Source organism: Streptomyces sp. NPDC088246 (assembly GCF_044741025.1).
Lineage (GTDB): Bacteria > Actinomycetota > Actinomycetes > Streptomycetales > Streptomycetaceae > Streptomyces.
In genome coordinates this window covers 31,355-43,214 of record NZ_JBIURV010000009.1, presented here as the reverse complement: position 1 = coordinate 43,214, position 11,860 = coordinate 31,355, and the positions used below count along the sequence as shown (strand labels likewise).

Here is an 11,860-nt window from a genome sequence, read left to right as displayed (position 1 = left end):
GGGACAGACGACGTATATGTCGGCACCGGTACAGGCCGCATACAGTTACTGCGAGGCGGTCACCGGACAGCAGGCGCGTAACTTCGCGTACGGCATCAGGCTGCTGCCGGCCGAGAAGCGGCAGGCCATGTCGGCGCTGTACGCCTTCTCCCGTCGTGTCGACGACATCGGTGACGGCGAGCTGGAGCCGGAGGCCAAGCGGACCCGCCTGGAGAGCACCCGCACACTGTTGGACCGGATCCGCGACGGCGTGATCGACGAGGACGACACCGACCCGGTGGCCGTCGCGCTCGCCGACGCCGCGCGCAGATTCCCGCTCCCGCTCGGCGGGCTCGACGAACTCATCGACGGCGTGCTGATGGATGTGCGCGGTGCGACGTACGAGACCTGGGACGACCTCAAGGTCTACTGCCGCTGTGTCGCGGGCGCCATCGGCCGCCTCAGTCTGGGCGTCTTCGGTACGGAACCGGGCGCGCCCGGCGCCGACCGGGCCGCGGAGTACGCCGACACGCTCGGCCTCGCGCTCCAGTTGACCAACATCTTGCGCGACGTACGCGAGGACGCGGGCAACGGGCGTACGTATCTGCCCGCCGACGACCTCGCCAAGTTCGGCTGCTCGGCAGGCTTCCATCGGGCCACCCCGCCGCCCGGAGCCGACTTCGCCGGCCTGGTCCATTTCGAGGTACGCCGTGCCCGCGCACTGTTCGCCGAGGGATACCGGCTGCTGCCCATGCTGGACCGGCGCAGCGGCGCCTGCGTCGCGGCCATGGCGGGCATCTACCGGCGGCTGCTCGACCGGATCGAGCGCGACCCCGAGGCGGTGCTGCGCGGCCGGGTCTCGCTGCCCGGCCACGAGAAGGCGTATGTCGCGGTGCGTGGACTGTCGGGCCTCGACGCGCGATACATCTCCCGCCGCACGGCCAGGGGGCGTGTCTGATGCACCGTACGGACATCTCGTGCAACATGCGCATCACGGTGAGTCGCTTCGATCAGCGGTCAACCCCCTGGTGTACTGACGCGTCCCTGACTGAAGTGACCTGGCGAAAGGAGGACGCATGACGGACGACGCCCCGCGTTCCTCCCGCGCGGTCGTGATCGGCGGCGGACTCGCCGGCATCACCGCGGCCCTGCGTCTCGCCGACGCCGGGCTTGACGTGACCCTTCTCGAAGGGCGGCCAAGGCTCGGCGGACTCGCCTTCTCCTTCCGGCGCGGCGAACTGACGGTCGACAACGGACAGCATGTCTATCTGCGCTGCTGCACCGCCTACCGCTGGTTCCTCGACCGCGTGGACGGGACGCGGCAGGCACCACTGCAAAACCGTTTGGACGTGCCTGTTCTCGATGTCGGGCGCCCCTTTGGCCCCCGGCTGGGACGGCTGCGCCGCAACGCACTGCCGGTGCCGTTCCACCTAGCCGCCGGACTCGCCGGCTATCCGCATCTCTCGCTCACCGAGCGGGCGAGCGTCGGACGCGCCGCACTGGCGCTGGGCCGACTGGACCCGGACGACCCCGCGCTCGACGCCGTCGACTTCGGCAGCTGGCTCGCCCGTCACGGGCAGTCGCCGCGCACCATCGAGGCCCTCTGGGACCTGGTGGGCGTCGCCACACTCAACGCCACCGCGCCGAACTCCTCGCTGGCCCTTGCCGCGAAGGTCTTCAAGACCGGACTCCTCTCCGAACCCGGCGCCGCCGACATCGGATGGGCGAGCGTGCCGCTCGGCGAGGTGCACGACACACTGGCCCGCAAGGCTCTCGACTCCGCCGGGGTACGCACCGAGCTGCGTACGAAGGCATCCTCCATCACCCGTACGGAGGACGGCCGCTGGATCGTCGACACCGGCAGTGAACGGATCGAGGCGGACACCGTCGTCCTCGCCGTCCCGCAGCGCGAGACCCACGACCTGCTGCCCGAGGGCGCACTCGACGAGCCGGAGCGGCTGCTCGACATCGGCACATCGCCGATCCTCAATGTGCACGTGGTCTACGACCGCAAGGTACTGCGCCGCCCGTTCTTCGCCGCGCTCGGCTCCCCGGTCCAGTGGGTCTTCGACCGCACTCAGGCCTCGGGTCTTACCGGCCCCGGGCAGTACCTCGCCGTGTCCCAGTCCGCCGCGGACGAGGAGATCGACCTCCCCGTTGCCGAGCTGCGAAAGCGCTACCTGCCCGAGCTGGAGCGGCTCCTTCCGGCCGCACGCGGGGCCGGAATCAGGGATTTCTTCGTCACCCGGGAGCGCACGGCGACCTTCGCCCCCGCCCCCGGCGTCGGCCGACTGCGGCCCGGCGCCCGCACTCGTACTCCCGGCCTGAGTCTGGCCGGAGCTTGGACGGCCACCGGCTGGCCCGCGACGATGGAGGGTGCCGTCCGCAGCGGGTTCAGCGCAGCGGACGCCGCGCTCCGGACGCTCGGCCGCACCCATGAACATCCGCTGCAGGAGGCGGCATGAGCAGTACCACCGGAACAAGAGGAGAGTCAGTGACCCCGGCGAATCCGGCTTTCGACACCGTGGCCGACACCACGGACGTCACCGCGCTTCTGGAGCGCGGACGGGCCCTTTCCGCGCCGGTGCTCCGGGCCGCCGTTGACCGGCTCGCACCACCCATGGACACCGTCGCCGCCTACCATTTCGGCTGGATCGACGCCCAGGGACGGCCCTCCGACGGCGACGGCGGCAAGGCCGTGCGTCCGGCGCTCGCCCTGCTGTCCGCGGAGGCGGCCGGCGCCGCCGCCGAGGCCGGCATCCCCGGCGCCGTGGCCGTCGAACTCGTGCACAACTTCTCGCTGCTGCACGACGACCTGATGGACGGCGACGAACAGCGCCGCCACCGCGACACCGTCTGGAAGGTGCACGGCCCCGCCCAGGCGATCCTGGTCGGCGACGCGCTCTTCGCGCTCGCCAACGAGATCCTGCTGGAGCTCGGCACCGTCGAGGCGGGCCGCGCGGCCCGTCGGCTGACCGTCGCCACCCGCAAGCTCATCGACGGGCAGGCCCAGGACATCTCCTACGAGCACCGCGAGCGGGTCACCGTCGAGGAGTGCCTGGAGATGGAGGGCAACAAGACCGGCGCCCTGCTCGCCTGCGCCTGCTCCATCGGCGCGGTCCTCGGCGGCGCCGACGACCGGACCGCCGACACCCTGGAGGCATACGGCTACCACCTCGGCCTCGCCTTCCAGGCCGTCGACGATCTGCTCGGCATCTGGGGCGACCCCGAGTCCACCGGCAAGCAGACCTGGAGCGATCTGCGCCAGCGCAAGAAGTCCCTGCCGGTCGTCGCCGCGCTCGCAGCGGGCGGACCGGCCTCGGAGCGCCTCGGCGAACTGCTCGCCGCCGACGCCAAGAGCAGTGATTTCGACAGCTTCTCCGAAGAGGAGTTCGCCGCCCGTGCGGCGCTCATCGAGGAGGCGGGCGGCCGCGAATGGACCGCCCAGGAGGCCCGTCGACAGCATGCGGTCGCCATTGAGGCACTGCACCGGGTCGACATGCCGCAAACCGTGCGGGCGCAGCTCACAGCGCTCGCGGACTTCGTCGTCGTACGAAAGAGATGATCGCCATCTGCTCCATATGACTCGCAGTCGCCGGCCGGTGTCCGTCCCGGGCGCCGGCCGACGGAGACCCCAGCACAGCAGAGGAACAACTGCACGAAGGGGAAGCCATGACAGCGACGACCGACGGAAGCACCGGGGCTGTGAGCCCCCGCGCAGCCTCGGCCAGTAATCCGACCGATACAACCATCGTCGCGGACGACGTACTCGCCGCCGCGCGGCGGGCCGCGGAACGCTCGGTGGAGCATCTCCTCGGCAGGCAGGACGAGCAGGGCTGGTGGAAGGGCGACCTTGCCACCAACGTCACTATGGACGCCGAGGACCTGCTGCTCCGTCAGTTCCTCGGCATTCAGGACCAGGCCACCGTCCAGGCGGCCGGCCGTTTCATCCGCGGCGAACAGCGCGGCGACGGCACCTGGGCCACCTTCCACGGAGGCCCCGGCGAACTCTCCACCACCATCGAGGCGTACGTGGCACTGCGGCTGGCCGGAGACCGGCCGGACGAACCGCATATGGCCCGCGCTTCGGGATGGATCAGGGAACAGGGCGGAATCGCGGCGAGCCGCGTCTTCACACGGATCTGGCTCGCCCTCTTCGGCTGGTGGAAATGGGACGACCTGCCGGAACTCCCGCCCGAGCTGATGTTCTTTCCCAAATGGGTTCCGCTCAACATCTATGACTTCGGCTGCTGGGCCCGCCAGACCATCGTGCCGCTCACCATCGTCTCGGCCAAACGGCCGGTACGCCCGGCCCCCTTCGCCCTCGACGAGCTGCACACCGACCCACGCCACCCGAACCCGCCCAGGTCCGCCGCTCCGGCGGCGAGCTGGGACGGAGTCTTCCAGCGCCTGGACAAGGCGCTGCACGCGTACCACCGGATCGCACCTCGCAAGCTGCGCCGGACCGCCATGAACGCCGCGGCCCGCTGGATCATCGAACGCCAGGAGAACGACGGCTGCTGGGGAGGCATCCAGCCGCCCGCCGTGTACTCCGTCATCGCCCTGCACCTGCTCGGCTACGACCTGGACCACCCGGTGATGCGGGCCGGACTCGCCTCGCTCGACCGCTTCGCCGTCTGGCGCGAGGACGGCGCCCGGATGATCGAGGCCTGTCAGTCCCCGGTCTGGGACACCTGCCTCGCCACCATCGCCCTCGCCGACGCCGGGGTCAGCCCGGACCACCCGGCGCTCGTGAAGGCCGCGGACTGGATGCTCGGCGAGGAGATCGTGCGGCCCGGCGACTGGTCCGTGCGCCGTCCCCGGCTCAACCCGGGCGGCTGGGCGTTCGAGTTCCACAACGACAACTACCCGGACATCGACGACACCGCGGAGGTGGTCCTCGCGCTGCGCCGGGTCCGCCACCCCGACAAGGCACGCATAGAGGCCGCCATCAGGCGCGGAGTGCGCTGGAACCTCGGCATGCAGTCCCGCAACGGGGCCTGGGGCGCGTTCGACGCGGACAACACCAGCGCGTTCCCCAACCGGCTGCCCTTCTGCGACTTCGGTGAGGTCATCGACCCGCCGTCCGCCGATGTCACCGGGCACGTGGTCGAGATGCTCGCCGTCGAGGGGCGGTCCGGGCACCCCGCCACCCGGCGCGGTGTCGAGTGGCTGCTCGCCGAACAGGACGTGAGCGGCGGCTGGTTCGGCCGCTGGGGCGTCAACTACGTATACGGCACAGGGTCGGTGGTGCCCGCACTGGTGGCCGCCGGACTGCCCGTCACGCATCCGGCGATCCGCCGCGCGGTCGGCTGGCTGGAGTCCGTACAGAACGACGACGGCGGCTGGGGCGAGGACCTGCGCTCGTACCAGGAGGACAAGTGGATCGGGCACGGCGCCTCGACCGCCTCCCAGACCGCGTGGGCACTGCTCGCACTGCTTGCCGCAGGACGGCGGGACAACAAGGCCGTGCAGCGGGGAGTGTCCTGGCTCAGCGAGACGCAGCTGGCCGACGGATCCTGGGACGAGCCGTACTTCACCGGAACCGGCTTCCCCTGGGACTTCTCCATCAACTACCACCTCTACCGACAGGTCTTCCCGCTCACCGCACTCGGACGGTACGTGTATGGCGAACCGTTCGCCGACCGCACGGTCACCCGCAAGGGGGCCTGATGGGCGATGGTCCGGGGCCGGCCCGCCCCGCAGCGCCGCTGCTGATCGCCTGTGCGCTCGGCATCGAGCAATTCGCCCTGCGCAGCGGCAGAGGCAGGGCCGGTGACGCGCCGGGCCCGGTGACCGTACTCCGTACGGGCATGGGCCCCAAGGCCGCGGAGGCGGCCGTGTCACGGGCGCTCGGTCAGGACCGGGCGCCCGGCACAGCGGTGCTCGCCTCCGGATTCTGCGCCGGGCTGTCACCCGGCATGCACCCCGGGGACCTGGTGGTCGCCGCCGAGACCAGGGAATCCGGGGACTCGACGGTCTGCACCGGCACGGGCCTGCTTGCCGAGGCCCTCGCCGGTGCGGTGCCCGGCCGCACCGTCCACACCGGTCCGCTGACCGGCTCCTCCCATGTCGTACGCGGACATGAGCGGGCCGAGCTGCGGGCCACCGGAGCGATCGCGGTGGACATGGAGTCCGCCGCCACTCTCCGCGCCGCCCTGCGGTCCGGGCCACGCCCGGTTGCCGCCGTACGGGTGGTCGTGGACGCTCCCGGGCATGAGCTCGTCCGCATCGGCACGATACGCGGTGGAATATCGGCTTTCCGTGTTCTCCGTGCCGTCCTACCGGCTTTCTACGAATGGCACCGATCTCTGCTGCTCCCCAGGAGGTGAGCTAGATGGCCATGCCGCTCCGCCAGACCATCAAGGTTGCGACGTACCTCATTGAACAGAAGCTCCGCAAGCGGGACAAGTTCCCGCTCATTGTCGAGCTGGAGCCTTTGTTCGCCTGCAATCTGGCGTGCGAGGGCTGTGGGAAGATCCAGCATCCGGCCGGAGTTCTGAAGCAGCGTATGCCGGTGGCCCAGGCCGTCGGTGCGGTACTGGAATCGGGCGCCCCGATGGTTTCCATCGCGGGCGGCGAACCCCTGATGCACCCGCAGATCGACGAAATCGTGCGGCAGCTGGTGGAAAGGAAGAAGTACGTCTTCCTCTGCACCAATGCGATGCTGCTGCGTAAGAAGATCGAGAAATTCACCCCGTCGCCGTTCTTCGCCTTCGCAGTGCACATCGACGGGCTGCGCGAACGGCACGATGAATCGGTCGCCAAGGAAGGCGTGTTCGACGAGGCGGTGGCGGCGATCAAGGAGGCCAAGCGCCGTGGCTTCCGGGTCACCACGAACTCCACCTTCTTCAACACCGACACCCCGCAGACCGTCATCGAGGTCCTGAACTATCTCAATGACGATCTGAAGGTCGACGAGATGATGATCTCGCCCGCCTACGCGTACGAGAAGGCACCCGACCAGGAGCACTTCCTCGGCGTCGAGCAGACCCGAGAACTGTTCAAGAAGTCGTTCGCGGGCGGCAACCGGTCCCGTTGGCGACTGAACCACTCGCCGCTGTTCCTGGACTTCCTGGAAGGCAAGGCGGACTTCCCGTGCACCGCGTGGGCGATCCCGAACTACTCGCTCTTCGGCTGGCAGCGGCCCTGCTATCTGATGAGTGACGGGTACGTCCCGACGTACCGCGAACTCATCGAGGAGACCGACTGGGACAAGTACGGCCGGGGCAAGGACCCGCGCTGCGCCAACTGCATGGCGCACTGCGGTTACGAGCCCACCGCCGTCCTCGCCACCATGGGATCGCTGAAGGAATCCCTGCGCGCCATGCGCGAAACCGTCTCCGGGAACGGGTGACGTCATGACCGCTGGAGAACCGGTCGCACTGGGTCTCCCCGAGCTGCCGGCCCGGCCGCTCGCGATGCGCCGTCACTCGCGGCGCATCCGGGTCGGGTCGGTTGCGGTCGGCGGGGATGCGCCGGTGTCGGTGCAGTCGATGACCACGACGCGTACGTCGGACATCGGTGCGACGTTGCAGCAGATCGCGGAGCTGACGGCGTCGGGCTGTCAGATCGTGCGGGTGGCGTGTCCGACGCAGGACGATGCGGACGCGCTGGCGACGATCGCGAGGAAGTCGCAGATTCCGGTGATCGCGGACATTCATTTCCAGCCGAAGTATGTGTTCGCGGCGATTGATGCGGGCTGTGCGGCGGTGCGGGTGAATCCGGGGAACATCAAGCAGTTCGACGACAAGGTGAAGGAGATCGCGCGGGCGGCGAAGGATGCGGGTACGCCGATCCGGATCGGTGTGAATGCCGGTTCGCTGGATGCGCGGCTGCTGAAGAAGTACGGGAAGGTGACTCCGGAGGCGTTGGTGGAGTCGGCGTTGTGGGAGGCGTCGCTCTTCGAGGAGCACGGTTTCCGGGACATCAAGATCTCGGTGAAGCACAACGATCCGGTGGTGATGGTCAATGCGTACCGTCAGCTGGCGGCGCAGTGCGATTATCCGCTGCATCTGGGGGTGACGGAGGCGGGGCCGGCGTTCCAGGGGACGATCAAGTCGGCGGTGGCGTTCGGTGCGCTGCTGAGTGAGGGGATCGGGGACACGATCCGGGTGTCGCTGTCGGCGCCGCCGGCCGAGGAGGTCAAGGTCGGGCTGCAGATTCTGGAGTCGCTGAATCTGAAGCAGCGGCGGCTGGAGATCGTGTCGTGTCCGTCGTGCGGCCGGGCGCAGGTGGATGTGTACAAGCTGGCGGATCAGGTCAGTGCGGGTCTTGAGGGCATGGAGGTGCCGTTGCGGGTGGCCGTGATGGGCTGTGTCGTCAACGGTCCGGGTGAGGCCCGTGAGGCGGACCTGGGTGTCGCTTCCGGGAACGGCAAGGGGCAGATCTTCGTGAAGGGCGAGGTCATCAAGACCGTGCCCGAGTCGAAGATCGTCGAGACGCTGATCGAAGAAGCCCTGAAGATCGCCGAGGGCATGGACGACGCGGGGACACCATCGGGGGTTCCCGCCGTCACCGTGAGCTGAAACGGAACCAGAGAGGGGGCCCGAGCGTGACGATTCTGGAGAGCATCCGGGGGCCGCACGATCTCAAGGCGCTGAGCGAAGCACAACTCGAAGAACTCGCCGAGGACATCAGAGAGTTCCTCGTCCGGGCGGTGGCGAGGACCGGCGGTCATCTGGGGCCCAACCTGGGGGTGGTGGAGCTCTCCATCGCCCTGCACCGGGCCTTCGACTCGCCCGTGGACCGCATCCTGTGGGACACCGGGCACCAGAGCTATGTGCACAAACTGCTCACCGGGCGGCAGGACTTCTCCAAGCTGCGCGGCAAGGGGGGCCTTTCCGGCTACCCCTCCCGCGAGGAGTCCGAGCACGACGTCATCGAGAACTCGCATGCCTCGACCGTCCTCGGCTGGGCCGACGGCATCGCCAAGGCCCATCAGGTGCTGGGGCGGAGCGACCATGTCGTGGCCGTCATCGGTGACGGGGCCCTCACCGGCGGGATGGCCTGGGAGGCGCTCAACAACATCGCGGCCGCGAGAGACCGGCCGCTGGTCATCGTGGTCAACGACAACGAACGCTCCTACGGCCCCACCATCGGCGGCCTCGCCAACCACCTCGCCACCCTCCGCACCACCGACGGATACGAACGCTTCCTCTCCTGGGGCAAGGGCGTGCTCCAGCAGACGCCCGTCATCGGACAGCCGTTGTACGAGTCGCTGCACGGCGCGAAGAAGGGGTTCAAGGACGCCTTCGCCCCGCAGGGCATGTTCGAGGACCTCGGGCTCAAGTACGTCGGGCCGATCGACGGCCATGACATCGCGGCCGTCGAATCCGCACTGCACCGGGCGAAGCGCTTCCACGGCCCGGTGCTGGTGCACTGCCTCACCGAGAAGGGCCGTGGCTACCCGCCCGCGCTCCGGGACGAGGCCGACCGCTTCCACACCGTGGGCGCGATGGACCCGCTGACCTGCGCACCGCTCGCCCCGTCCGGAGCGCCCTCCTGGACCTCGGTGTTCGGGGACGAGATCGCCGCGATCGGCGCGGAGCGGCCGGATGTCGTGGCCATCACCGCGGCGATGCTGCACCCCGTCGGACTGACGAAGTTCGCCGAGGCGTTCCCCGACCGGGTCTGGGACGTCGGGATCGCCGAGCAGCACGCGGCGGTCTGCGCAGCGGGACTCGCCACCGCCGGACTGCATCCGGTCGTCGCTGTCTACGCCACCTTCCTCAACCGGGCCTTCGACCAACTGCTGATGGATGTCGCGCTGCACAAGTGCGGGGTGACCTTCGTCCTCGACCGGGCCGGAGTCACCGGTCCCGACGGGCCCTCGCACAACGGAATGTGGGACATGTCCATGCTGCAGGTCGTCCCCGGGCTGCGGATCGCCGCCCCGCGCGACGCCGACGAATTGCGCGCCGAGCTCCGCGAGGCCGTCGACATCGACGACGTACCCACCGTGATCCGGTTCCCCAAGGAGTCGGTGGGGGAGCCGATCCCGGCCATCGACCGGATCGGCGGAATGGACGTACTGCACCGGGCGGACGACCCCGATGTGCTGCTCGTGGCCGTCGGTGTGCTCGCCCCGGTCTGTCTGAAGGCCGCAGACCTGCTGGCGGGCGGCGGCATCCGCTGCACCGTCGTCGACCCGCGCTGGGTCAAGCCGGTCGACGAACAGCTGGCCCCGCTCGCCGAACGGCACCGGCTGGTCGCCGTCGTCGAGGACAACAGCCGGGCAGGGGGTGTCGGTTCGGCGGTCGGGCAGGCGTTGCGGGATGCCGGGGTCGACGTACCGCTGCGGACGTTCGGCATCCCCGATCAGTTCCTCGCCCACGGCAAGCGCGCCGAAGTGCTGGCCGACATCGGGCTCACCCCTGTCGAGGTCGCGGGGCGCATCAGCGCCGCACTGGCCGGCAGGGAAGCAGCGACAAGGAGCGAGGAGAGCGGGGCATGAAGGACGACGGGCCCAAGGGCTTCGACCTGGCACAGCTCCTCGCGGAGCGCGGCGGCGAGCGCTACGAGCTGCACACGAAATACCTCAACCACCAGCTGCCCCGCATGCTGCACACCATCGGCTTCGACAAGGTCTACGAACGGGCCGAGGGCGCGCACTTCTGGGATGCGGACGGCAACGACTACCTCGACATGCTCGCCGGGTTCGGCGTGATGGGCCTCGGCCGGCACCACCCCGTCGTACGCAAGGCCCTGCACGACGTCCTGGACGCCTCGCTCGCCGATCTCACCCGCTTCGACTGCCAACCGCTGCCCGGGCTGCTGGCCGAGAAGCTGCTCATGCACAGCCCGCACCTGGACCGGGTCTTCTTCGGCAACAGCGGTACGGAGGCTGTCGAGACCGCCCTGAAGTTCGCCCGGTACGCCACAGGCAGGCCCAGGATTCTCTACTGCACCCACGCATTCCACGGGCTGACGACCGGCTCGCTCTCGGTCAACGGGGAGAGCGGCTTCCGGGACGGCTTCGCACCGCTGCTGCCGGACACCGCCCTAGAGCTCGGGGATCTCGACGCACTGCGCCGTGAACTGAAGCGCGGTGATGTGGCGGCACTGGTCGTCGAGCCGATCCAGGGCAAGGGCGTCCACGCAGCGCCGTCCGGCTTCCTGCGGGATGCGCAGGAACTGCTGCACAAGCACAAGGCACTGCTTATCGCCGACGAGGTGCAGACCGGCCTCGGCAGGACCGGCGACTTCTACGCGTACCAGCACGAGGAGGGTGTCGAACCGGATCTGGTCTGTGTCGCCAAGGCTCTCTCCGGTGGCTATGTGCCGGTCGGGGCGACCCTCGGCAAGGACTGGATCTTCAGACGCGTCTACTCGTCGATGGACCGGGTCCTGGTCCACTCCGCGAGCTTCGGCTCCAACGCCCAGGCGATGGCGGCCGGGCTCGCGGTCCTCGCGGTGATGGAGGATGAGGAGACCGTCGCGGGTGCGCGCCGCACCGGTGATCTGCTGCGCGCGCGGCTGGCCGCACTGGTCGACCGCTATGAGCTGCTGCACGAGGTGCGCGGGCGCGGGCTGATGATCGGCATCGAGTTCGGCCGGCCGTCGTCACTGAAGCTGCGCAGCCGCTGGACCATGCTGCAGGCGGCCCGCAAGGGCCTCTTCGCGCAGATGGTGGTGGTGCCTCTGCTGCAGAAGCACCGCATCCTCACCCAGGTCTCGGGCGATCAACTGGAAGTGATCAAGCTGATTCCGCCGCTGGTGATCGGGGAGCCGGACGTCGACCGGTTCGTCACGGCGTTCACCGCGGTGATGGACGAGGCGCACAGCGGCGGTGGGCTGATGTGGGACTTCGGCAGGACGCTGGTGAAACAGGCCGTCGCCAACCGCTGATCCCGCGGGCGGCCCTGCAAGGTTTACCCCA

The 11,860-nt window shown here is 69.3% G+C and carries 9 protein-coding genes; all 9 read left to right on the top strand.

Annotated features, from left to right (window positions below; all coding sequences use genetic code 11):
* Positions 1-16 precede the first annotated feature (16 nt).
* The 9 genes from hpnD to ACIPEK_RS14745 all read left to right on the top strand — a co-directional run bounded on the left by hpnD (position 17) and on the right by ACIPEK_RS14745 (position 11,829).
* On the top strand, positions 17-937 hold the full coding sequence (gene hpnD, locus ACIPEK_RS14785) for a presqualene diphosphate synthase HpnD (protein WP_401995352.1): 921 nt from the start codon (positions 17-19) through the stop codon (positions 935-937).
* A 118-nt stretch (positions 938-1,055) separates the two neighbouring features.
* Complete coding sequence (hpnE, locus tag ACIPEK_RS14780) at positions 1,056-2,444, top strand: hydroxysqualene dehydroxylase HpnE (protein ID WP_401995349.1); 1,389 nt, start codon at positions 1,056-1,058, stop codon at positions 2,442-2,444.
* Positions 2,441-3,544, top strand: coding sequence for a polyprenyl synthetase family protein (locus ACIPEK_RS14775; RefSeq protein ID WP_327271583.1), 1,104 nt, complete (start codon positions 2,441-2,443; stop codon positions 3,542-3,544). The genes hpnE and ACIPEK_RS14775 overlap by 4 nt, the downstream gene beginning before the upstream one ends.
* Positions 3,545-3,651: 107 nt before the next feature.
* A complete protein-coding gene (shc, locus tag ACIPEK_RS14770; protein ID WP_401995345.1) occupies positions 3,652-5,652 on the top strand; it encodes a squalene--hopene cyclase in 2,001 nt (666 codons plus the stop codon).
* The gene (locus ACIPEK_RS14765; protein WP_401995342.1) at positions 5,652-6,311 is read left to right on the top strand and encodes a 1-hydroxy-2-methyl-2-butenyl 4-diphosphate reductase; all 660 of its coding nucleotides are present in this window, start codon (positions 5,652-5,654) and stop codon (positions 6,309-6,311) included. Before shc ends, ACIPEK_RS14765 begins: the two co-directional genes overlap by 1 nt.
* Positions 6,312-6,316: 5 nt before the next feature.
* A complete protein-coding gene (gene hpnH / locus ACIPEK_RS14760) occupies positions 6,317-7,336 on the top strand; it encodes an adenosyl-hopene transferase HpnH (RefSeq protein WP_401995339.1) in 1,020 nt (339 codons plus the stop codon).
* Between the two features lie 4 nt (positions 7,337-7,340).
* Positions 7,341-8,507 carry a flavodoxin-dependent (E)-4-hydroxy-3-methylbut-2-enyl-diphosphate synthase gene (gene ispG, locus ACIPEK_RS14755; protein WP_401995336.1) on the top strand — a complete coding sequence of 389 codons (1,167 nt, stop codon included), beginning with the start codon at positions 7,341-7,343 and terminating at the stop codon, positions 8,505-8,507.
* Positions 8,508-8,533: 26 nt separating this feature from the next.
* On the top strand, positions 8,534-10,435 hold the full coding sequence (gene dxs / locus ACIPEK_RS14750) for a 1-deoxy-D-xylulose-5-phosphate synthase (protein ID WP_401995333.1): 1,902 nt from the start codon (positions 8,534-8,536) through the stop codon (positions 10,433-10,435).
* A complete protein-coding gene (locus tag ACIPEK_RS14745) occupies positions 10,432-11,829 on the top strand; it encodes an aspartate aminotransferase family protein (RefSeq protein ID WP_401995330.1) in 1,398 nt (465 codons plus the stop codon). The genes dxs and ACIPEK_RS14745 overlap by 4 nt, the downstream gene beginning before the upstream one ends.
* Positions 11,830-11,860: the final 31 nt, after the last annotated feature.

Excerpts from the sequence above, each read along its gene's own strand:
- hpnD (WP_401995352.1), top strand. The coding sequence starts at position 17 with ATGTCGGCACCGGTACAGGCCGCATACAGTTACTGCGAGGCGGTCACC.
- hpnE (WP_401995349.1), top strand. The coding sequence starts at position 1,056 with ATGACGGACGACGCCCCGCGTTCCTCCCGCGCGGTCGTGATCGGCGGC.
- ACIPEK_RS14775 (WP_327271583.1), top strand. The coding sequence starts at position 2,441 with ATGAGCAGTACCACCGGAACAAGAGGAGAGTCAGTGACCCCGGCGAAT.
- shc (WP_401995345.1), top strand. The coding sequence starts at position 3,652 with ATGACAGCGACGACCGACGGAAGCACCGGGGCTGTGAGCCCCCGCGCA.
- ACIPEK_RS14765 (WP_401995342.1), top strand. The coding sequence starts at position 5,652 with ATGGGCGATGGTCCGGGGCCGGCCCGCCCCGCAGCGCCGCTGCTGATC.
- hpnH (WP_401995339.1), top strand. The coding sequence starts at position 6,317 with ATGGCCATGCCGCTCCGCCAGACCATCAAGGTTGCGACGTACCTCATT.
- ispG (WP_401995336.1), top strand. The coding sequence starts at position 7,341 with ATGACCGCTGGAGAACCGGTCGCACTGGGTCTCCCCGAGCTGCCGGCC.
- ACIPEK_RS14745 (WP_401995330.1), top strand. The coding sequence starts at position 10,432 with ATGAAGGACGACGGGCCCAAGGGCTTCGACCTGGCACAGCTCCTCGCG.